19 protein-coding genes and 1 tRNA gene are annotated in these 20,924 nt (G+C 66.4%); 7 read left to right on the top strand and 13 right to left on the bottom strand.

The features are described 5' to 3' along the window. Positions 1-142: 142 nt before the first annotated feature. Positions 143-445, bottom strand: coding sequence for a hypothetical protein (locus NMP03_RS01045; protein ID WP_256506712.1), 303 nt, complete (start codon positions 443-445; stop codon positions 143-145). A gap of 11 nt (positions 446-456) precedes the next feature. Further along, entirely contained in the window at positions 457-1,875 is a 1,419-nt protein-coding gene (locus NMP03_RS01050) for a L,D-transpeptidase family protein (protein ID WP_256506713.1), read from the bottom strand. A 281-nt stretch (positions 1,876-2,156) separates the two neighbouring features. Here NMP03_RS01050 and NMP03_RS01055 point away from each other — a divergent pair, with 281 nt between their 5' ends. Then, positions 2,157-2,903, top strand: coding sequence for an SDR family oxidoreductase (locus NMP03_RS01055; RefSeq protein ID WP_256506714.1), 747 nt, complete (start codon positions 2,157-2,159; stop codon positions 2,901-2,903). Between the two features lie 104 nt (positions 2,904-3,007). Here NMP03_RS01055 and rplL read toward each other — a convergent pair whose 3' ends face one another. Both rplL and rplJ read right to left on the bottom strand, forming a co-directional pair. After that, positions 3,008-3,382: a 50S ribosomal protein L7/L12 gene (gene rplL, locus NMP03_RS01060; RefSeq protein ID WP_256506716.1), complete on the bottom strand. Its 375-nt coding sequence runs from the start codon at positions 3,380-3,382 to the stop codon at positions 3,008-3,010. Between the two features lie 60 nt (positions 3,383-3,442). Then, a complete protein-coding gene (rplJ, locus tag NMP03_RS01065; RefSeq protein ID WP_256506717.1) occupies positions 3,443-3,958 on the bottom strand; it encodes a 50S ribosomal protein L10 in 516 nt (171 codons plus the stop codon). Positions 3,959-4,451: 493 nt separating this feature from the next. On the opposite strand from rplJ, the gene NMP03_RS01070 reads away from it, so the two are divergent. Continuing rightward, positions 4,452-5,063 carry a L,D-transpeptidase family protein gene (locus tag NMP03_RS01070; RefSeq protein WP_256506718.1) on the top strand — a complete coding sequence of 204 codons (612 nt, stop codon included), beginning with the start codon at positions 4,452-4,454 and terminating at the stop codon, positions 5,061-5,063. A gap of 81 nt (positions 5,064-5,144) precedes the next feature. Here NMP03_RS01070 and rplA read toward each other — a convergent pair whose 3' ends face one another. Both rplA and rplK read right to left on the bottom strand, forming a co-directional pair. Beyond that, on the bottom strand, positions 5,145-5,834 hold the full coding sequence (gene rplA, locus NMP03_RS01075; RefSeq protein WP_256506720.1) for a 50S ribosomal protein L1: 690 nt from the start codon (positions 5,832-5,834) through the stop codon (positions 5,145-5,147). Between the two features lie 4 nt (positions 5,835-5,838). Next, on the bottom strand, positions 5,839-6,270 hold the full coding sequence (gene rplK, locus NMP03_RS01080; protein WP_256506721.1) for a 50S ribosomal protein L11: 432 nt from the start codon (positions 6,268-6,270) through the stop codon (positions 5,839-5,841). A 270-nt stretch (positions 6,271-6,540) separates the two neighbouring features. Between rplK and katG the strand changes: the two genes are divergently transcribed. After that, positions 6,541-8,763, top strand: a complete 2,223-nt coding sequence (katG, locus tag NMP03_RS01085; RefSeq protein WP_256506722.1) for a catalase/peroxidase HPI — start codon at positions 6,541-6,543, stop codon at positions 8,761-8,763. Positions 8,764-8,965: 202 nt separating this feature from the next. On the opposite strand, the gene NMP03_RS01090 is transcribed toward katG, so the two are convergent. Continuing rightward, positions 8,966-9,394, bottom strand: coding sequence for an endonuclease domain-containing protein (locus tag NMP03_RS01090; protein ID WP_319937609.1), 429 nt, complete (start codon positions 9,392-9,394; stop codon positions 8,966-8,968). A gap of 66 nt (positions 9,395-9,460) precedes the next feature. Between NMP03_RS01090 and NMP03_RS01095 the strand changes: the two genes are divergently transcribed. The 3 genes from NMP03_RS01095 to NMP03_RS01105 all read left to right on the top strand — a co-directional run bounded on the left by NMP03_RS01095 (position 9,461) and on the right by NMP03_RS01105 (position 13,775). Next, positions 9,461-10,459, top strand: a complete 999-nt coding sequence (locus NMP03_RS01095; RefSeq protein ID WP_256506723.1) for a hypothetical protein — start codon at positions 9,461-9,463, stop codon at positions 10,457-10,459. Positions 10,460-10,570: 111 nt separating this feature from the next. Beyond that, a complete protein-coding gene (locus NMP03_RS01100; protein WP_256506724.1) occupies positions 10,571-12,082 on the top strand; it encodes an ATPase domain-containing protein in 1,512 nt (503 codons plus the stop codon). Beyond that, on the top strand, positions 12,063-13,775 hold the full coding sequence (locus NMP03_RS01105) for a response regulator (RefSeq protein ID WP_256506725.1): 1,713 nt from the start codon (positions 12,063-12,065) through the stop codon (positions 13,773-13,775). Before NMP03_RS01100 ends, NMP03_RS01105 begins: the two co-directional genes overlap by 20 nt. A gap of 22 nt (positions 13,776-13,797) precedes the next feature. Here the strand turns inward: NMP03_RS01105 and NMP03_RS01110 are convergent, their stop codons facing one another. The 3 genes from NMP03_RS01110 to secE form a co-directional block, all read right to left on the bottom strand. After that, complete coding sequence (locus tag NMP03_RS01110) at positions 13,798-14,883, bottom strand: glycoside hydrolase family 26 protein (RefSeq protein ID WP_256506726.1); 1,086 nt, start codon at positions 14,881-14,883, stop codon at positions 13,798-13,800. A 389-nt stretch (positions 14,884-15,272) separates the two neighbouring features. Then, complete coding sequence (gene nusG, locus NMP03_RS01115; protein WP_256506727.1) at positions 15,273-15,809, bottom strand: transcription termination/antitermination protein NusG; 537 nt, start codon at positions 15,807-15,809, stop codon at positions 15,273-15,275. Positions 15,810-15,826: 17 nt separating this feature from the next. Beyond that, positions 15,827-16,024 carry a preprotein translocase subunit SecE gene (gene secE / locus NMP03_RS01120; RefSeq protein WP_256506728.1) on the bottom strand — a complete coding sequence of 66 codons (198 nt, stop codon included), beginning with the start codon at positions 16,022-16,024 and terminating at the stop codon, positions 15,827-15,829. A 315-nt stretch (positions 16,025-16,339) separates the two neighbouring features. On the opposite strand from secE, the gene NMP03_RS01125 reads away from it, so the two are divergent. Then, a complete protein-coding gene (locus tag NMP03_RS01125; RefSeq protein ID WP_256506729.1) occupies positions 16,340-16,465 on the top strand; it encodes a hypothetical protein in 126 nt (41 codons plus the stop codon). Between the two features lie 20 nt (positions 16,466-16,485). On the opposite strand, the gene NMP03_RS01130 is transcribed toward NMP03_RS01125, so the two are convergent. The 3 genes from NMP03_RS01130 to NMP03_RS01140 all read right to left on the bottom strand — a co-directional run bounded on the left by NMP03_RS01130 (position 16,486) and on the right by NMP03_RS01140 (position 20,886). Further along, positions 16,486-16,561, bottom strand: a tRNA-Trp gene (locus NMP03_RS01130). Positions 16,562-16,634: 73 nt separating this feature from the next. Beyond that, positions 16,635-18,932: a putative bifunctional diguanylate cyclase/phosphodiesterase gene (locus tag NMP03_RS01135; RefSeq protein WP_256507965.1), complete on the bottom strand. Its 2,298-nt coding sequence runs from the start codon at positions 18,930-18,932 to the stop codon at positions 16,635-16,637. Between the two features lie 169 nt (positions 18,933-19,101). Continuing rightward, complete coding sequence (locus NMP03_RS01140; RefSeq protein WP_256506730.1) at positions 19,102-20,886, bottom strand: fatty acyl-AMP ligase; 1,785 nt, start codon at positions 20,884-20,886, stop codon at positions 19,102-19,104. Positions 20,887-20,924: the final 38 nt, after the last annotated feature.

The raw sequence follows: 20,924 nt of genomic DNA on the forward strand, positions 1-20,924 counted from the left end.
GAAGAAGGCGACGCCCCCCCTAAATTGCGTCACCCCAGCGAAAGCTGGGGTCTTTCTGTTACGAAGCGCGCGATTGCCGCGGGAGACCCCAGCTTTCGCTGGGGTGACGATTAGAGGAGGGAGCTAAGGCGCAACCCCCAACCTACTCCCGAACCGGCACTTCCTCCTGCGTCGTCCCGTCTTCCGAACGATCCACCCGCGAGGTCATCCCCGTCGCTTCGGCGTCGTCGAGCATCTGCTCGTCGGGTGCGATCGGCTCGGGCTCCTCGGTGGGAGTCGGCTCGGGGCTGGGCTCGGGCAGCGGCGCGGGTTCGGGGAGCGGCTCGGGCTCGACATAGGCGGGTGCCTCGTCAGTCACTGCTTCACTTGGCGGCGGGCCGGTTTCGGGTTCGGCCGAACAGGCGGCGAGCGCCATAAGCCCGAGCAATGCGGTCTTCTTCATCATGCTAATCCTCTTCACCGGCTCGCGACCTGCGCGGCCGAACGGCGTTCGATCTTGTCGGCGAGTACCGCGTCCCATTTATACGGATCGGCGCGGAAGCTCATCTGCCCGTTCGCGCTCGCAAACGCGGTCCAATAGAGCAGATACACCTGCACCGGGGTGTTGAGCCGCGCGCGGACGGTCTTGGTGGTGGTGGTCACCTGCTCGTCGATCGCCGCTTCGCTCCATTCGGGAACGTCGCGCAGCAGCAATTTGGCGAGCTCGGCGGGCTTTTCCAGGCGGATGCAGCCATGGCTCGCCAGCCGGTCGAAGCGCGAGAAGCCGGCCTGTGCCGGGGTATCGTGCAGATACACCGCGAACGGGTTGTCGAAATCGAATTTGAAGCGACCGAGCGCGCTGGTGTCGCCCGATGCCTGTTGCAGGCGGCGGTTGGGGCCTTCGCCGATGATGCGGAAGTTGTTGGCCTTCAGATAGCCATCGCCTTTGGGGAACAGCTCGCGATTGGCGATGCTCGACGGCACGTTCCACGGCGGATTGAGCACCACCGAATGGATCGTCGATTGCAGCATCGGCGTCTCGCCTCCGCCGGGCTTGCCGGTAACCGCCTTCATCGACATCACCGGGCTGTCGCCTTCGAACACCGTCAGCACCGCGGCGGCGATGTTCACCTGGATCCGGTTTTTGGGGAGTTCGTGCGGCAGCCAGCGCCAGCGCTCCATATTCGCCATGATCTGGCGCACCCGGTCGCGCGCGGGCACGTTGAGCGCACCCATCGTCTGGGTCGAGACGGTTCCGGTGGGATTCAGCCCGTAGCGGCGCTGCGCGCGCTGTACTGCCGCCTTCAACGTGGCGTCGAAGCTGTCGCCGGTCGCGACAACCTCCGGATCCTCGATCGCCAAGCGCTTGCGTAACGCGGCGACACGCGCACCCTTCGATCCCATCGACAGATCGGCGCCGGCGGGGATCGCCTGCCAACCGCCTGCGGTCACGATGCCGCGATAGCGCGTTAGCCCCGCGCGCAAGCCATCATAGCCTGCCCAGGGTGGCGGCAGCGCGGCGAACCATTGCGCGATGCGATCCTCGGCGACTGCCTTGGCAAAGGCGGGGCGGGGGTCGTAGGCGGCGGGACGCAGCGCCCAATCTTCCTGGAAATCGGCGGTATCGAGCCGTCCGGCATGTACCGCATGCGCGTGATCGAGCGCGGCGCGTACCAGCGCGTCGTTCGCCTGCGGGATCGAAACCGCAGCATCTACCGACCGCAGTCCCTGCACCGCGCCATCCTGCTCCAGCAACGCTGCCAGCTGGGTTGCCTGGACCGGGGTAAGCACCGGGAGCGGCGCAACCGGCTGCACCATCGGCACCGGGATCGATGGCGGCAGCGGTGTGGTCTGCATCGCCGGCGGGATGATCCGCGCGGGCGGGGCGGCGGGCATTGCGGGCGCGCGCGGCGCAGAAGCCTGGGCCTGCGCAACCGCCGGGGTAGCGAGCGAGGTCAGGAGCAGGGCAGTTAGGCCAACATTGCGCATGGGCAGGGATACTCTCACTCGTTCTTCGACACCGAACGCCGCGCCGAACCGTTCGCCGCAAGCCTTATCGTGCCTGGCGCGGCGGAGCAAAGCCGAAGCGGTGGCGGATACGTTCTGTTACAAAAAAGGTGGGGCTTCGCAGTGTGTGGCATGGCAGGTGGGATGGCAAATTCAGGAAAGAGGCAGCGATGAGCAAGGAATGCGTTCTGGTCACCGGGGGTGGCTCGGGTATCGGCATGGGGCTGGCGGAGGCCTTTCATGCACGCGGTGCGACCGTCATGATCGCTGGGCGCAATCGCGCCTCGCTCGATGCCGTCGCTTTGCGCTGTCCCGGCATGATGGTGGCCGACGTCGATGTTTCCCAACCGGCATCGGTCGAGGCGCTGGTAGCCTGCGTCGCCGATCGTCTTCCCGGCCTGAACCTGCTGATAAACAACGCCGGTATCCAGCAGGTGCTCGACTTCGCCGGGGAAACGCCGCCCGATATCGCCACCATTTCGCGCGAGATCGACACCAATCTGAAGGGGCTCATCCATGTCAGCGCGGCGTTTTTGCCGCTCCTGCGCCGCCAGCCGTCGGCGCGTCTGGTCCACATAGGGTCCGGTCTCGCCTATGTCCCGTTGGCCATGGCTCCCGTCTATTCGGCCACCAAGGCTGCGGTGCATTCGTTCACGATGTCGTTGCGGTATCAACTGGCCGACACTTCGGTGAAAGTCGTCGAGATACTTCCACCTGTCGTCGATACCGCGTTGCATCGCGGGCTGGCACGCACGCCACCGAAGGCGATGCCGCTGCCGGCCTTCGTCGCTGCGGCGATGAAAGGGCTGGACGCGGGCGATCCCGAAGTCGTGGTGGGTCTGGCGAAGGTTCTGAAATTGGCCCAGCGGGTGGCGCCGCGCTTGTTTTTCGGCGTTGTGAACAAGAATTCGGTTTAGAACGGTTCGCGCCACCCACCTCCGCCCCACACGAAAAAGGGCGACCCCGATGGGGCCGCCCTCCTTCAATCGTATCGCCGCCCGTTGCCGGGTGGCAAAACCGATTACTTGACTTCGACGGTCGCGCCGGCTGCTTCCAGCTGGGCCTTGATCTTGGCGGCTTCGTCCTTCGACACGCCTTCCTTGACGGCCTTGGGAGCCGACTCGACCAGCGCCTTTGCTTCGGTCAGGCCGAGTGCGGTGATCGCGCGGACTTCCTTAATCACGTTGATCTTCTTGCCACCGTCGCCGGTGAGGATCACGTCGAATTCGGTCTGCTCTTCGGCAGCAGGAGCGGCAGCGCCGCCGCCAGCGGCAGGTGCTGCAACTGCGGCAGCAGCCGAAACGCCCCACTTCTCTTCGAGCATCTTCGAAAGCTCAGCGGCTTCCAGGACGGTCAGGGCGCTCAGGTCGTCGACGAGCTTGTTCAGGTCAGCCATGGTAATACTCCAATATTCAAAGGGTTCGGGTCAGTAAATAAGCCTTGGGGAAGCGCCGTTTCAGGCGGCTTCCTTCTCCGCATATGCCGAAAGCACGCGCGCGATCTGTGCGGCCGGTGCCTGAGCGATCGTCGCGATCTTGGTTGCAGGTGCCACGATGAGCCCCACAAGCTTGCCACGAAGTTCGTCCAGCGACGGCAGCGTCGCGAGCGCCTTCACGCCCTCGACGTCGAGCATCTGGCTGCCCATTGCGCCGCCGACGATTTCGATCTTGTCGTTCGTCTTGGCGAACTCGGCGACCACCTTGGCCGCAGCCACGGGATCGGTCGAGGTGGCAAGGGCTACGGGGCCGGTCAGCAGGTCCGACAGACCTTCATACTCGGTGCCCGCAAGGGCGATGCGAGCAAGGCTGTTCTTGCTGACCTTGTAGCTGGCACCGGCTTCGCGCATCTTCGTGCGGAGTAGCGTCGACTGGGCGACGGTCATCCCGAGGTTGCGGGTGACGACCACCACGGCAACTTCGTTGAAGGTGCTGTTCAGCGCGGCGACGGCGTCGGTCTTTTGCGAACGATCCATGCCGGTCTCCTCAAAAAAGGCCTTCACTGCGAAGGCCCGGTTACGTCGGAAGTCGGGCGACTGCCCGGCTCCCTCGTCCGAGGGGCATGATCGTCAAGCGGCGGGTGGCCCCGCGCATGACCCGAACCTCCCTGGCGGAAGTATCCGGCGAAAATGCATTCCCCGTCTTGGCAGGACATTAAGGCCGGGCAAATCCCTGGCCACCTGCTGTCTCGGACGGATGCCGACACGGACGAGTCCGTTCCGGCAAGGGGGCGCTGATAGCGGGAAGCTGAGGAAAGTCAACGGTGGCGGGCGGCTGGGCCCGGCGTTAACCTTATCGCATTGCAAGCGCGCCGATCCGTCCAACATCGGTACAGCGCAAAACAACCACTGGCAAAACCCAGGCGAAAAACCAATACACTAAAGCAACGGCAAGACACAGAAAGCGACATCGATGGTTAACGGCAACATCCCGCGAAAGACCCGTTCGCTACGATGGGGCGCGCTGATCTTGGCCGCAACGCTTGCGCCGCAAGTTGCGCAGGCGCGTACCCCCGAGGTTCGCAGCGTCCTCGCACTCGAAGCGCCTTTGGTGCCGGGAGAATATGCCTGGAACGCTGATGGCGTCGCCGCGGGCCCGACGCGGATCGTGATCGATCTGACCGCGCAGAAGCTGTACGTCTATCGCGGCGGGGTGGAGATCGGGCGCGCGTTCATCCTCTATGGTGCCGATCACAAGCCGACACCGACCGGCACCTTCCCGATCCTGCAGAAGAAGCGCCACCACATCTCCAATCTGTACAACGCACCGATGCCGTACATGCAGCGGCTGACCTGGGGCGGGGTGGCGATCCACGGTAGTGAGGTCGAAGCCAACGCCGCGACGCATGGCTGTGTCGGCGTCCCCGATGAATTCGCGGCGCTGCTGTTCGACGCGACCAAGATGGGCGACATCGTGACGGTCACGCGCAAATGGATGCCGGCGCTGTACGAGGCCGAGATCAATGCGCCCGATCCGCATGCGATCGCAGAAGTTGTCGAGTCGGTCGAGGAAGTGCCGGTTGCCGTCGCAGCGAACGAAGTCGTTGGAGCGCCTTACGCAATCCTGACTCCGCCCGACTGATCGCCGCCGTCATCGCGGCAACGAAAAAGGGCCGGGAGATCGCTCTCCCGGCCCTTTTCTATGCCGTGATGATCCGAAGGATCAGACGCCGACTTCGGCGACGTCGACCTTGATCCCCGGGCCCATCGACGAGCTGACCGCGATCTTGCGGACATATTTGCCCTTGGCACCGGTCGGCTTTGCCTTGACCACCGCGTCGACCAGCGCGTCGAAGTTGGCGCGCAGATCTTCCTGCGGGAACGACGCCTTGCCGATGCCCGAATGGATGATACCGGCCTTTTCGACGCGATATTCGACCTGGCCGCCCTTGGCTGCCTTGACCGCTTCGGCGACGTTCATCGTCACGGTGCCGAGCTTGGGGTTGGGCATCATGCCCTTGGGCCCCAGGATCTTGCCGAGCCGGCCCACGACGCCCATCATGTCGGGCGTGGCGATGCAGCGGTCGAAATCGATCTTGCCGCCCTGGATGATCTCCATCAGGTCTTCGGCGCCCACGACATCGGCACCTGCTTCACGTGCTTCGTCGGCCTTCGCGCCCTTGGCGAACACGCCGACGCGAACGGTCTTGCCCGTGCCCTTGGGGAGGGTGACTACGCCGCGGACCATCTGGTCCGCATGACGCGGGTCGACGCCGAGGTTCATCGCGACTTCGATCGTCTCGTCGAACTTCGAGGTCGCGTTGCTGCGGGCCAGCGCGATCGCTTCGTCGATCGGGTGCAGCTTCTCACGATCGATCGTGAGTGCCTTCTGCTTCTTGCTCAGATTGGCCATCGGATCAGCCCTCCACTACCTGGAGGCCCATCGCGCGTGCGGAGCCTTCGATGATCTTCGTTGCGGCGTCGATGTCGTTGGCGTTCAGATCCTTCATCTTCGCGGTCGCGATTTCCGAAAGCTGCGAGCGCTTGATCGATCCGGCCGAAACCTTGCCCGGCTCCTTCGAACCCGACTTCAGGCCGGCGGCCTTCTTGATCAGATACGTGGCGGGCGGGGTCTTGGTCTCGAAGCTGAACGAGCGATCGGCATAGACGGTGATGACGGTGGGCAGCGGGGTGCCGACCTCCTGGTCGCCGGTCGATGCGTTGAACGCCTTGCAGAACTCCATGATGTTCACGCCGCGCTGGCCCAATGCGGGGCCGATCGGCGGCGAGGGGTTCGCCTTGCCTGCAGGAACCTGCAGCTTGATGTAGCCGGTAATCTTCTTTGCCATGATACTCACTCTGTTGCCGGCCACGAATGCGCGCCGGTGCAAGTTTAGCGGTTCGTGCGACGGCCAAGGGCCGCCTCCCGCAACATCCATCGCTAGCGTTGGAAGCTGGCGCGCTTAGCGCAAAGCGCGGTGCGATGCAACGGGCCGGGCGCGATCGCCGTCGCCGCGATTAATCGGTTTTACCGCTCGTGTTGACGAAGTTTAATCACTTTGTCCGATCAGCAGATTGGCATAGATTGCGGGCAGAATTTACCCGCAAGGAGAGCCGCAATGGACTCGATCACATCTGGCAGCCCGCTCAACGATCCCAAGAAGGAACCCGCAGCCAAGCGCAAGCTGCTCGGCCGCACGAGCCGCGACTGGTGGCCCGAGGCGATCAGCCTGGAAATCCTCCACCAGAACGGCCTGACGGGCAATCCGATGGGCGACGATTTCAACTATGCCGAAGCCTTCAAGACGATCGACTATGCCGCGCTGAAGGCTGACTTGACCGCGCTGATGACCGACAGCAAGCCCTGGTGGCCTGCCGATTACGGCCATTACGGCCCGTTCTTCATCCGCATGGCATGGCACGCCGCGGGCACCTATCGCACCGGCGACGGGCGCGGCGGTTCGTCGTCGGGGCAGCAGCGTTTCGCGCCGCTGAACTCGTGGCCCGACAACGGCAATCTCGACAAGGCGCGTCGCCTGTTGTGGCCGATCAAGCAGAAGTATGGCGCCAAGCTCAGCTGGGCCGACCTGTTCATCCTGACAGGCAATGTCGCGATCGAATCGATGGGCGGTCCGACCTTCGGCTTCGGCGGCGGCCGCGGCGACGTCTATGAGCCCGAGCAGGATATCTATTGGGGCACCGAGGAAGAGTGGCTCGGCGACACGCGGATCGACGAGGAAAAGGAGGTCGTGCTCGAGAACCCGCTCGCGGCGATCCAGATGGGCCTCATCTACGTCAATCCCGAAGGCCCCGGCGGCTGCCCCAATCCGATGGGCTCGGCGCGCGACATGCGCGAGACCTTCGCGCGGATGGGGATGAACGACGAGGAAACCGCTGCGCTCACCGCGGGTGGCCATACCTTCGGCAAGGCGCATGGCGCCGGCGACCCCAAGCTGGTCGGCCGCGAGCCCGAGGGTTCGGACATCGCATCGCAGGGGCTCGGCTGGACCTCGACCCACGGCACCGGCGTGGGCGACGACACGATCACCTCGGGGCTAGAGGGCGCGTGGACGCCGACGCCGATCACCTGGGACATGTCGTATTTCGACATGCTGCTCGATCACGAATATGAGCTGGTGAAGAGCCCCGCGGGCGCGAACCAGTTCCAGCCGATCGGCAACCCCGAAGAGACGCTGGCACCTGCCGCGCATACCCCGGGCAAGCGCGTGCCGACGATGATGACCTCGGCCGACATGGCGCTGAAGGTCGATCCTTCGTACCGCGCGATCATGGAGAAGTTCCGCGCCGATCCGGCCTATTTCGCCGATGCGTGGGCGCGCGCATGGTTCAAGCTGTGCCATCGCGACATGGGCCCCAAAGCGCGCTACATCGGCCCCGAAGTGCCCGCCGAAGACCTGATCTGGCAGGACCCGATCCCCAAGGCCGATTATGCGCAGATCGAGGACGCCGACATCGGCGCGCTCAAGGAAGCGATCAAGGCATCGGAGCTGACGGTGCGCGAGCTGGTGACCACCGCCTGGGCATCGGCATCGACCTATCGCTGGTCCGACCATCGCGGCGGCGCCAATGGCGCGCGCATTCGCCTTGCACCGCAGAAGGACTGGGAGGTCAACGAGCCCGAGCAGCTCCACCGCGTGCTGGGCGTGTATGAGCGCATCAAGGCCGATTTCGATGGCAAGGCTAGCGGCGGCAAGAAGGTGTCGATCGCCGACCTGATCGTGCTCGGCGGTTCGGTGGGGGTCGAGCAGGCGGCGGAAGCCGCGGGTCACGAAATCGAGGTGCCGTTCCTCCCAGGCCGCACCGACGCGACCGAGGAAATGACCGACGCTGAGAGCTTCGACGTGCTCGAGCCCAAGGCCGATGGCTTCCGCAACTATCTGCAGGTCGAGTTCAACGTGCCGACCGAGGAGCTGATGATCGACCGCGCGCAGCTGCTGTATCTCAGCGCGCCCGAAATGGCGGTGCTGGTGGGCGGGCTTCGCGTGATGGGTGCCAACCATCCCAAGGCCGAGAAGCATGGGGTGTTCACGCATCGTCCGGGGCAGCTGACCAACGACTTCTTCGTCAACCTGCTCGACATGGGCACCGCGTGGAAGCAGATCAGCGAGGAGAGCGACCAGGAATATCTGGGAACCGACCGCGCGACCGGCGAGCCCAAGTGGACCGCATCGCGCACCGACCTGGTGTTCGGCTCGAACTCGCAGCTGCGTGCGCTGGCCGAGGTCTATGCGTGCGACGATGCCGGTGGGATGTTCGTCGATCAGTTCGTGAAGGCGTGGGTGAAGGTGATGAACGCCGATCGGTTCGATCTGACGGTGTGAGGTAGGGCCCCCGGCGGTGTCGGGGTTTGCGGATGGGGCCGGGAGCGCGGGTGCGCTTCCGGCCTTTTTCTTGTTTGGGGGGGAGCCGAAGCGAGCGCGCCGTGTCCGCCCCCTCCGTCATGCTTCGCATGCCACCTCCCCCTGGCGGGGGAGGATTTGGGTGGGGTCTTTTCTCCCCTGCCAGGGGGAGGTGGCGGGCGCTTTAGCGGCCGTCGGAGGGGGAGGTTGGGGGAAGGGTTGCGGCTATGCGTTGGTGGGTGACGGCGATGATTTGGCGGACGACCGCGTCTAAGTCCTTTAGCACATCAGTCGCGGTGAACCGCAGCACTTCCACCCCCTGCGCTGCCAGCCATTCGGTGCGGGCTGCGTCGCGCACAGGGCGGTCACCGCGGTTATGGGCTTCGCCGTCGACTTCGATCGCGAGGCTTGCGGGGGCGCAGTAGAAATCGAGGATGAAGGCGCCGGCGGGGTGTCGGCGGCGGAAGCGGGGGGCGGATGCTTGGCGGCGTAGGGCTTGCCATAGGGCTAGTTCGGGCGGGGTCATTGCCTGGCGGAGGTGGCGGGCGGTGGTTTTGGCGTTTCGCGTGCCTGCGAGGCGCATCGTTTCCTCCCCCTCCGTCATGCTGCGCATGCCACCTCCCCCTGGCGGGGGAGGATTCGACTTGTAATGTTGGATTTTCGCGAACACAACGGGAACATGGCTCGACCGTTCGATCGTGCGCAGGCGTTGGAGAATGCGGCGTTTATCGCCGCGTTGACGCAAACCGGGAATGTCCGGGCGGCGGCGCGGGCGATTGGGCGGGCGGCGGCGACGATGCATGGGCGGCGCGCGGCGCATCCGGCCTTTGCGCAGCAATGGGACGTCGCGGTCGCGATGGCCGATGCGCGGTTGGTCGAGGATGGCGGGGGGCGGCTGGCGGATAGCGCGGCGAAGGCGGGTGGGGCTGTCGGCCATCGCTCCGCCAGTGATCGTACCGCCAGTCATCGAACCTTGGGGGGCGAGGCGGTGGTGGTGCAGCGGCGCGACGGCAAGCTGCAGGTGCGCAGCGCGCAGCCGGGGAAGATCACGCGGCAATGCGAACAGGCGTTCCTGGCGGCGCTGTCGGCGACCGCCAACATCCGGCTGTCGGCGGCGGCGGCGGGGGCGTCGCCCGCGGCCTTTTATCGGCGGCGACGGCGCAACCCGGGGTTCGCGCGCGAGATGCACCTGGCGCTCGAGATGGGCTATACGCGGATCGAGGCCGGGTTGCTCGAAAGCTTCGAGGTCGAGGCGCACGAGCATGACGCGTGGCGCCACAACGAACCACCCGAGTTGCCCGCGATGACGGTGAATCAGGCGCTGCAATTGCTGTATCTGCACCACAAGACCGCGCGGCTATGGGCGCAGGCACCGTATATGAACCGCAGGCGTGGTGAGAGCAGCGGACAATGGAGCGAGCGCCGCGCGGCCGATTATCGCGCGGCCAAGACGCGCGAGACCGAGGCCCTCAAGATGGCGGCGACCAACGCGGCGTTGCGCTCGGCACTCGACCGGGTCGCGCCGCTGCCGCACGAGCCGCCGCCGCCGGTGCTGCCCGCGCTCGACCAGGTGACCGGCTGGTCGCGCGCCGATACCGACAAGACGCCGCACGACCCGACGCGCGCGCTGTTCGGCGGGTGGCGGTTCGAGGACATCGAGCGGCAGCACGGCGAGTAGGCGCGGGGGCGGCGCGGCGGCGGCTGGTGCACGCGGGTTGGCCGCAGCGTTTTTTATTGGCATAGCAGGCACATAGCCCGGCCGATCTCGATCGGGCGACGGGAGTACCGCGTGTCCGACATCTCGATACCAGCAGGCGGCGGCGGCGCCGTGTCGTCGGGCTCGCCCGCGCTCGATCGCATCCTCGATGGCGGTTACGCCTATAACCGACTCCACTTGCTGGAAGGCGAACCCGGATCGGGCAAGACCACGCTGGGGATACAGTTCCTGCTCGCCGGCGTCGCCGAGGGCGATCGCTGCATGTACATCACCTTGTCCGAAAGCCGCGAGGAGCTGTTGCAGGTTGCGGGCACGCATGGCTGGGACGTATCGGGGATCGAGATATTCGAGCTGGTGCCGCCCGAACTGAGCCTCGACCCCGAGCGCGAACAGTCGATCGTCTATTCGTCGGACCTCGAGCTCGGCGAAACGGTGCGGATGGTGATGGCCGAGGTCGAGCGGGTAAAACCGACGCGGCTGGTGTTCGACAGCCTGTCCGAAATCCGGATGCTGGCGCAAGGGGGGTTGCGCTTCCGCCGCCAGGTGCTGGCGATGAAGCATTATTTCGCGCAGCGCGGGTGCACCGTGGTGTTCCTCGACGATCTTACCCAGACGATCGAGGATTTCAGCCTGCACAGCCTGGCGCACGGCGTCATCCGGCTCGAGCAGACCGCGCAGCCCTATGGCGCCGAGCGCCGGCGGCTGCGGGTGTACAAGATGCGCGCGCGCGGGTTTCGCGGGGGGTTCCATGATTTCGTGATCCGTCCCGGCGGGCTCGACATCTTTCCCCGGCTGAGCGCGGCGGCGCATCCCGACGCGGGCTATCGCGACCGGGTCGCCTCGAGCGGGATCGCCGAGCTCGACCTGCTGGTGGGCGGCGGGCTCGATTACGGCACCTCGACGCTGTTCATGGGGCCGTCGGGCGCGGGCAAGACGACGATGGCGATGCAATATGTGTTCGAGGGATTGAAGCACGGCGAAAAGGCGCTGTTCGTGAGCTTCGACGAGACCGAGCGGGTGTTTTTGCGCCGCGGCGCGGGGCTCAACATGGACGTCCAGCAAGCGACCGCCGAGGGGCGGTTCGTGTTCGAGCAGGTCGATCCCGCCGAAATGTCGCCGGGCGAACTGGCGCAGCTGATCCGCAGCCATGTCGAGAGCGGGACGACGATGGTCGTGCTCGATTCGCTGTCGGGCTACCAGCATGCGATGCCCGAGGAGCGCTACATGCTGCTCCAGATGCACGAGCTGGTGACGTATCTGAACCAGCAGGGGGTGTTGGCGCTGCTGGTGCTGACGCAGACCGGGCTGATCGGCGCGATGCAGTCGCCGATCGACCTGACCTATCTGTCGGACAATGTGCTGCTGGTGCGCTTCTTCGAGGCCGAGGGCGAGATCCGGCGGGTGATGTCGGTGATGAAGAAGCGCACCGGGCATCACGAAAAGGCGCTGCGCGAATTGATGATCGATTCCGAAGGACTTCGCGTCGGGCCGAAACTCAATGGGTTCCGTGGCGTTCTGACCGGCGTGCCGCAAATGGTGGCGGGAGGAAAGCTTATGACGAACCGTGACGACGCCGAAACCTGACGACGCCGCGCTGCACGCCTTCCTGGTCGTCGCGCCCGAGGGCCGCGACGGCGAGGTGATCGCGCAATTGCTGCGCAGCGCGGGGCTGTCTTGCGTGCTCGATCGCGATGGCGAGGCGCTGATCGCCGCGGTGGCGGCGGGCGACAACGAAGGCGCGATCGTCACCGACGATGCGCTGGCGCGGATCGATCCCGAGCGGCTGCGGCAGGCGATCGAGCAGCAGCCGCCCTGGTCGGACTTCCCCTTCATCCTGCTGTCGAAGCGGGGCGGCAGTCGGCCGGGGATGAAGGTCAACGAGGAGCTGGTGAACGTCACCGTGCTCGAGCGGCCGCTGCATCCGGCGTCCTTGGTGTCGGCGGCGCGGGCGCTGGCGCGGGCACGGCGGCGCCAGCGGCTGGCGGCCGAGCATCTGCAGGAACGCGAGCGCGCGCGCGCGGAACTCCGGCGCTTCGCCGATACGCTCGAGCGCAAGGTGGCCGAGCGCACCGCCGAGCTCGCCAGCGCCAACGACCGGCTGACCGCCGAGATCGCCGAGCGCGAGCGTGCCGAGGCGCGGCTAGTCCAGGCGCGCAAGATGGAGGCGATCGGCCAGCTGACCGGCGGGATCGCGCACGATTTCAACAATCTGCTGACCGCGGTGATCGGCTCGCTCGACCTGCTGCTGCGCCGGACCGACGACGAGAAGGTCCGCAGGCTGGCGGGGATGGCACTGCAGGCGGGCGAGCGCGGGGCGTCGCTCACCTCGCAATTGCTGTCCTTCTCGCGCAAGCAGCAATTGTCGCCCGCGCCGGTGCAGCCCAACCGTGTCGTCGCGGCGATGAGCGAGATGCTCGCGCGCGTCATCACCGACGATGTCGTCGTCGAGACCGCGCTCGCCGACGATCTGTGGCCCGCGCTCGCCGATCCGACGCAGCTCGAGGTGATGCTGCTCAACCTGGCGATCAACGCGCGCGATGCGATGCCCGAGGGCGGTACGCTGCGGATCGCCACCTGCAATGTCGATACGGTTCCCGCCGAGGTCGCGGGCGAACTGGCCGAGGGGCATTATATCGCGATCGCGGTGTCGGACACCGGCACCGGCATGTCCGAGGCGGTGATCGCGCGCGCGTTCGAGCCCTTCTTCACCACCAAGGAAAAGGGCAAGGGCACCGGGCTCGGCCTCGCGCAAATCTATGGCTTTGCGCGCCAGTCGGGGGGCACGGTGCATATCGCGAGCGAAGAGGGGCGCGGTGCCACCGTCACGCTCTACCTACCGCGCACCCACGACCCTGTCGCGCCCGAGCCGCGCGACACGACGCGCGACGCAATCACCGCGGGCAATGCGCACATCCTGGTGGTCGACGACGATGACGAGGTCCGCGCGATCGCGGCGCAGATGCTGTGCGAGATCGGCTACGAGGTCACCGCCTGCGACAGCGCGCGGCATGCGCTCGCCGATTTCGCGGGCGAGCGGTTCGACATGGTGCTGACCGACATCCTGATGCCGGGGATGAACGGCCTGGAATTCGCGCGGCGGGTGCGCGCGATCGATCCGGCGATGCCGATCCTGTTCGCCAGCGGCTATGCCGACATGGCGGACACCAGGAGCGAACTGAGCGAGGAAACGCTGATCCGCAAACCCTATCGTCTGGCCGAGCTGGCCGATCGGATCGCGGGTACGCTCGCGCGCGCGCAGGCCGGGGCGCGGCACTAACCCCGCCGCCCCACGCCGCGTATCAGTTGCCGAACGCTTCCTTGAAGTCCTGCGCAGCGCGCGGGAACTGGTTGTTGCTGAGCATGCCTTTGAAGTCGGCGTTCGAATCCCAGTAGCTGTGATATTGCACCTTGTGCGTCACGAACCATTGTTTGGCGCGCTTGATGAACGGACCCGACGTGTCGGCATCGACCCCCCATTCGGCATAGGCGGTGGGCTTCTTGCGCGCAGCGGCGAATTGCTGGTGCCAGGCGAGGCCGTATTTCTCGTTGACCATGTAGATCCACGCCGCCTCGGGGTCCTTGGGATGCCACTGGGTGTTGTAGTAGAAGTCCATCCCGATCACGTCGACATAGCCGTCGCCGGGATAGGCGAGCGCGGGGTCCATCCCGTGATCGCCGATGTTGGGGGTCCATTCGAATTCGAAGCGGTCGGTTTCCTGGCGAAAGATGTCGACCACCTTGCGGAACGCGCCCTTGTAGGCCTCGGGATTCTTGATCGCGGCCCAGGGCTGCCAGTCGGCGTTGAACTCCCAGCCGATGCGGACGGGGATCTTCTTGCCCGCTGGGGTCGCGCGGTTGAGCGTGCGCGCCTGATCGCGATAATGCTCGTCATAGGCGCCGGCGGCCGCCTGTTCGAGCGTCGCGCCGGTCGCGATCAGCGGCACCGACCAGCGAATATCGACCCCGCGCCCGGCGAACAGCCCCGCCATCCAGCCCGAGGAACTGCGCCAGTCGCTCCACCCCGCGCGGCCGATATGCAGCTGCACCGCATCGGGTTTGCGTGCCAGCCAGCGTTCGACGACGCCGATCTGGTTGGGATCGTTGCCGACGTAAAACGAGTTTTCGAGCGCCGCCGAGGGCGCAGGGGCGGGCGACGGGGTGGGGGTGGCGCCGGGGGCAGGTGTCGCCGCTGCGGGGCTGGTGGATGGCGTCGGCGCGGGGGCGGGGGCTGGCGCCGGGGCGGGCGTCGGCGCCGGGGGGGGCGCGGCCGGCGTCACCGCGCCCGCGCCAGCGCCGGGCGCGATCACCACCGACCCCGCCGTCTCGGCCCCGCCGCTATCCTCGCCGCCGCACGCTGCGAGCAGCATGCACAGCGTCAGCGACACGCTGGTCGCGCTACGGGAAAGCCACCGCCGAGGAACTGCGGGGCCGACGAGGGGGGGCGTGGTCGCGAGCATGGAACCCGACGTAGCGCCAAGCGGTTACTGGCGAGTTTATGCAGGGCGGTCGGCGTGGGCGTTCGCGGCAGGCCGAAAGGCCGGGGCGGTGGATCGCACCCAGTGCCGAGCCAACCGTGATAATTCCTGGCCGGATCCCCGGCCCAGTTTGACCGCGACGCTATCCCGCGGCGTGCGAATGCCCACCGGAAAGACGCGCGGCGGCGCAGAACGATGACGGCGCAGCCATCGCTGTCGTCATCCGTTCCCCCGGCACTGCCAGCCAGACACGCCGAATGGTCGGCCTGGGCTTTGGCCCGGGCGGCGCCGGCGTAAGCTTACTTGCTGCGTTCGACCTGTTCGAAATCGAGCTCGACAGGAGTCGCACGGCCGAAGATCGATACCGATACCTTGACCTTCGACTTGTCGAAATCGAGCTCCTCGACCATGCCGTTGAAGCTGGCGAACGGGCCGTCGAGCACCTTCACATTGTCGCCGATCTCGTAATCGACCTTGATCTGCTGCTTGGGCGCGGCGGCTGCTTCTTCCTTGGTGTTCAGGATCCGCGCGGCTTCGCCCTCGCTGATCGGCTGCGGCTTGCCCATGCTGCCGAGGAAGCCCGTCACCTTCGGGGTGTTTTTCACCAGGTGATAGACGTCGTCGTTCATGTCGAGCTTGGCGAGCACATAGCCCGGGAAGAACTTGCGTTCGGACTGCACCTTCTTGCCGCGGCGGACCTCGGTGATCGTCTCGGTCGGCACTTCGACGCTCTCGACCAGCGCGTCGAGCCCCATGCGCGTCGCATCGGCCAGGATCTGGTCGCGGACCTTGTTCTCGAAGCCCGAATAGGCGTGAATGATGTACCAGCGCGCCATGCGTGTTGTTCCGTTTCTTAGTCGGCGAGGGAGAGCAGGAACTTCACGAACGCGTCGAAGAAGCTGTCGACGCCGAGGAAGAAGATCGCCAGCAGCGAGGTCATGATGACGACCATCACCGCGGTCATCACCGTTTCCTTGCGCGTCGGCCAGACGACCTTGGCGGTTTCGGCGCGGACCTGCCGCATGAACTCGATCGGGGTCGTTTTCGCCACTGGCGTGCTGCCCTTTGACAATGGGTTCGTTGGTTCGCCGACCGCCGGGCAAAGGGCCGCTGCCCGGTTCCTTCAGAGGAAACCGGCGCTGCCCATCCAGACTGTCGGATTGGGACCGGTATCTAGCGAAGGATAAGGGGCAGTGCAAGCATGCGCGCCGGGGCGGGAACAAAGCGGCGCCATATCCTGGCGAAAACGCCTCCGAACCCTATATTAGGGGAGTAGGCGCATAGGAGAAACGAGAGGGCGGTTCCAGCCACCCAGCCTGTCCGCCACAGGAGAGCAGTCATGCGGTCGCGCGCCAGAGTCAGCCCGTTGCATTCAGGTCCGCAGGCCGGCCCGGTGCTACGACGGGCGCTGCCGATGCGCGGGCTGCTATACTCGCTGCCGATCGCGGCGCTGTTGTGGGCGATCCTGCTGCTGCCGCTGCTGTTCGTCTGAACGCCGCCGCGCGTTGCGGCTGGCAGGAGTGGAGGGACTCGAACCCACGGCCCTCGGTTTTGGAGACCGATGCTCTACCAACTGAGCTACACTCCTGCAGCGCGATCGCCCTAGCCGCGCGTTTCGCTCCCCGCAAGAAAAACCGAACCGGCGCCGGCGGGCACGTCGATCAGGCGGCGATGCTCGCGCCGCGCTTGCGCCGCGTGGCGAGGTGCCGCGCCTCGTCGGTGGGGAGCGGGCGTCCGAAATAATAGCCCTGGACCTTGGTGCAGCCGAGCTCCTGGACCATTTGGTGCTCCTCCTCGGTTTCGACGCCCTCGGCGGTGGTCGCCATGCCGAGCGACTGCGCGAGCGCGACCACCGCGCGGATAATGGCGATCGCCTCGCGCACCCCCTTCGACGCGCTCTGGACGAAGCTGCGATCGATCTTGATCGACGAGAATTTGGTGCGCGAGAGATAGCCAAGCGACGAATAGCCGGTGCCGAAATCGTCGAGGCTGAGGCGGCAGCCGAGTTGGAGGATGTGTTCGAGCACGCGGACCGCGCCGGTGCCTTCGCGCAGGAACACGCTTTCGGTGACCTCGAGCTCGAGCCGGTCGGGCGAAATGCCGGTCTGGGTGATCGCCTGTGCGATGACCGCGACGAAGGCGGGGTTGTGGAGCTGTTCGGGGGAGACGTTGACCGCGATTCGGATGTCGTCGTCCCACTTGGCCGCCTCGGCGCAGGCGTTGCGCAGCACCCATTCGCCGATCGGCGCGATCAGCCGCGCATCCTCGGCGAGCGGAATGAACTTGGCGGGGCTGATCGGGCCGAGCGTCGGGTGGGTCCAGCGCAGCAGCGCCTCGAACCCGGTGAGCGCGCCGGTGCCGGCATGGACCACCGGCTGGTAGTTCAGCGCGAGCTCGTCATTCTCCAGTGCGCCCCGCAGCGCGATTTCTAGCACGCGACGTTCTTCGGCGGCGACGTGCAATTGCGGTTCATAGACGTTGAACACGCCGCCGCCGGCGTCCTTCGAGCGGTAGAGCGCGAGGTCGGCCGAGCGGACGAGCATCTCGGCGCTGCGGCCGTCGCGCGGGCCGACCGCGAGGCCGACGCTGGCGCCGATGTAGAGCGTGTGCTGGTCGACCTCGTACGAGCGCGAGAGCGTCGCGATGATCGTGCGCGCTAGGCGTTCGAGCCGCTCGGTATCGCGCGCGTCGCGGACGACGACGGCGAATTCGTCGCCGCCGAGCCGGCCGATCACTTCGTTGTCGGTCACCAGATGCGCGAGCCGTTCGGCGACTCGCTGGAGCAGCCGGTCGCCGAGTGGGTGGCCGAGCGAATCATTGACCGCCTTGAAGCGATCGAGATCGATCATCATGAAGGCGCAGCGCCCGCCCCATTTCTCGGCCTCGGCCATCGCGCGCGCGAGCGCTTCGTTGAGCAGCAGCCGGTTGGGCAGGCCGGTGAGCATGTCGTAGCGCGCCATGCGGTTGATCTTGTCGGTCGAGGCGCGCGCTTCGGTCACGTCGGAGCCGACGCCGCGAAAGCCGATGAAGCTGCCGCGTTCGTCGAAGCGCGGGCTGGCGGAGATTTCCCACCAGCGTTCCTCGTCGCCGATGCTGACGGGCAGCAGCAGGTCGCGGAACGCATCGCGCGCCTTGAGCCGCTCGGCGAGCTGGTGGAGGCCGGCGGGGAAGCTGCCGGTTTCCCAATGCGGGCCGGCGAGCACCTGGAGGAAGGGCATGCCGTCGATCGTCACCGGATCGAGCCCGACCGAATAGGCGAAGCGCGGCGAGGCGCGGACGACGCGGCGCTGGGCGTCGGTCTCCCACAGCCAGTCGGCGCCGTGATCCTCGAACTCGCGGAGCAACAGGCTGACGGTCTCGTCGCGTTCGGCGACCGCGATCTCGCCCGCGCGGATGACCACCAGCGCCTTGCCGCGCGCGAAGCAGGCGACGATCAGCAAGGCGGTGAAGAACGCCGCCGCCGCCGCCAGCACCGGGCCGGTGGCGATCAGCAGCGATACCGAGACCGAGGTGCCGACGACGCTTAGGAAAATGATCGTCGCCAGCGGCAAGGCGGCGAGCGCGACCGCCGAGGCGGTCATCAGGATCGACAGCGTCAACCACAAGGCGAGCGCCGATTCGCCCTGCGCATAGGGGCCGAAGACCACCGGCGCGATCGACCAGATGATGCCGAGCGCGAGGCCTTCATACGCGGTGTCGCGAATGTCCTCGATCGTCGCCGAAATCTGGGTGCGCGCGCGGGACGACAGGCGGCGGATGCCTACCGCTGCGGAAATCACCGCGACCAAGGCACCCCAGCCGAACAACAGCCAGACCGGCAAGAGATTGCGAAACTGCAGGATCAGCAGCGCCGCGCCGAAGACGTTGGCGGCGAGCAGGAACAGCGCGAGCTGGCTGCCGGCGTTGAGCTGCGCCGCGCGGATCGGACCCCAATCGGTCAGATCGCGCGGGTCGTGCATACCTAGGAGCGCGCGGGCATCGATCCGCGGCTTGGCGAACTGGGAGGTCGTATCGCTAGTCACCGCGCGGTAGTAGCGCCATGTTGGTTAGCGAGAGGTTATGGCGCGCCCGCGCTGCGATATTTATGTGTGGCTGCTGCAGGCGCGAACGCCTGCAGCACGGTCGCGGTCAGGCGGCGATATCGTAGGGCTTGATCTCGCCCGCCAGGTACAGATTGCGCGCCTTGGCACGGCTCAATTTGCCCGAGCTGGTGCGCGGCAGCGTGCGCGGGGGCACGAGTTCGACGACGCAGTGCATGCCGGTCACCGAGCGGACGCGCTCGCGGATATCGTCGCGCAGCCGCGAGCGTTCGGCGTCGTCGCTCGTGCGGCACTGGACCAGCACCGCGGGCGTCTCCTCGCCGCCGGGGGTGGTGATCGCGAAGGCGGCGATGTCGCCCGCCTTGAAGCCGGGCAGTTGCTCGACCGCCCATTCGATGTCCTGCGGCCAGTGGTTGCGGCCGTTGATGATGATCATGTCCTTGGCGCGGCCGACGATATAGACATAGCCGTCGGACAGATATCCCATGTCGCCGGTGTCGAGCCAACCATCGGTCATGCACGCGTCGGTGGCAGCATCGTCGCGGAAATAGCCCGCCATCAGCGACGGGCCCTTGCACCAGACCTTGCCGATCGCCTTGTCGGGGAGCGGGGTGCCGTCTTCCTCGCGGATTTCGACCGCCATGTCGCGCACCGGCCTGCCGCAATTGACGATCGCGCGAAATCGCTGCGGGCGGCCGCCATCGACCGACATGCCCGACAGCTGGGTTTCCTCGACGAGCTCGACGACGATTCCTTCGCCCGGGGGCATGATCGACACCGCGAGCGTCGCTTCGGCGAGGCCGTAGCTCGGCAGGAAGGCCGAGGCGGCAAAGCCCGCATCGGCAAAGGCGTCGACGAATTTCTGCATCACGTCGGGGCGAATCATGTCGGCGCCGTTGCCGGCGACGCGCCAGCGCGACAGGTCGAAGCGTTCGGACGCCTTGGTCTGGCTCGACATGCGGCGCGCGCAGATGTCGTAGCCGAAGGTGGGCGAATAGGAGAGGGTGGTGCCCGGATTGCGGCTGATGAGGTCGAGCCAGGCGAGCGGGCGCCGCGCGAAATCCTCGGTCTTCAGATAATCGGCCGATACCTGGTTGGCGACCGGCGAGAGCAGGCAGCCGACCAGCCCCATGTCGTGATACCAGGGCAGCCAAGAAATGCAGCGATCGCCGTCGATCAGCTTCATGCCGTGCGAATGCGCCGCAAGGTTGTTGAGCAAGGCGCGGTGGCTGATGATGACGCCGTGCGGGAAGCGCGTCGATCCGCTCGAATATTGCAGATAGGCGATATCGTCGGCGGTCGCAGTGGGCAGCGTGACCGCGGGCACCTCGCGCAGCGCGAAGCTTTCCCATTCGATCCCTTCGACGCCGGCGATCCGCGCTGCTTCACCCGCCATCGCGGCGAGTTCGCCGGGGTAGAACAGCATCGTGGGGTCGCAGCTGGCGAGCTGGACGCGCAATTGCTCGATATAGCTGTCGCGGCCGCCGAACGAAGTGGGCAGCGGCAGCGGCACCGGCCAGCCGCCGGCATAGACCACGCCGAAGAACAGCGAGGCGAATTCGGGGCCGGTCTCGGCGACCAGCGCGATGCGGTCGCCGGGGTTGACGCCCGCAGCGATCAGCCGCGCCGCCTGGTCGAGCGCGTCGCTGCGCAGCTCGGCATAGGGATAGGCGCGCGCCAGCGTGCCGCGGGCGTCGTGGAAGTTCAGCCCGCGCTCGCCGCGTGCGGCATAGTCGAGCGCCTCGCCCAGCGTTTCGAAATCCGAAAAGCGGCGCGGCAGCGCATCGCTGCTGGGCGTGGCCGCCCGGTTGGTCGTCTCGGATAATCTCACGTCACGCGGTCCCGATACCCTTTTACGTCGTTTTCCGGACATTCTGCCCGTTGTGGCCGACGGCTTTCGTTGCGCAGCCG

The organism is Sphingomonas qomolangmaensis, from assembly GCF_024496245.1.
GTDB lineage: Bacteria > Pseudomonadota > Alphaproteobacteria > Sphingomonadales > Sphingomonadaceae > Sphingomonas > Sphingomonas qomolangmaensis.

Coding starts and splice junctions, on each gene's coding strand:
- NMP03_RS01140 (WP_256506730.1), bottom strand. CDS start 20,886: ATGTCCGGAAAACGACGTAAAAGGGTATCGGGACCGCGTGACGTGAGA.
- NMP03_RS01095 (WP_256506723.1), top strand. CDS start 9,461: ATGGCTCGACCGTTCGATCGTGCGCAGGCGTTGGAGAATGCGGCGTTT.
- NMP03_RS01135 (WP_256507965.1), bottom strand. CDS start 18,932: ATGCACGACCCGCGCGATCTGACCGATTGGGGTCCGATCCGCGCGGCG.
- NMP03_RS01045 (WP_256506712.1), bottom strand. CDS start 445: ATGATGAAGAAGACCGCATTGCTCGGGCTTATGGCGCTCGCCGCCTGT.
- rplA (WP_256506720.1), bottom strand. CDS start 5,834: ATGGCCAATCTGAGCAAGAAGCAGAAGGCACTCACGATCGATCGTGAG.
- rplJ (WP_256506717.1), bottom strand. CDS start 3,958: ATGGATCGTTCGCAAAAGACCGACGCCGTCGCCGCGCTGAACAGCACC.
- NMP03_RS01050 (WP_256506713.1), bottom strand. CDS start 1,875: ATGCCCGCCGCCCCGCCCGCGCGGATCATCCCGCCGGCGATGCAGACC.
- NMP03_RS01090 (WP_319937609.1), bottom strand. CDS start 9,394: ATGCGCAGCATGACGGAGGGGGAGGAAACGATGCGCCTCGCAGGCACG.
- NMP03_RS01055 (WP_256506714.1), top strand. CDS start 2,157: ATGAGCAAGGAATGCGTTCTGGTCACCGGGGGTGGCTCGGGTATCGGC.
- rplL (WP_256506716.1), bottom strand. CDS start 3,382: ATGGCTGACCTGAACAAGCTCGTCGACGACCTGAGCGCCCTGACCGTC.
- rplK (WP_256506721.1), bottom strand. CDS start 6,270: ATGGCAAAGAAGATTACCGGCTACATCAAGCTGCAGGTTCCTGCAGGC.
- katG (WP_256506722.1), top strand. CDS start 6,541: ATGGACTCGATCACATCTGGCAGCCCGCTCAACGATCCCAAGAAGGAA.
- nusG (WP_256506727.1), bottom strand. CDS start 15,809: ATGGCGCGCTGGTACATCATTCACGCCTATTCGGGCTTCGAGAACAAG.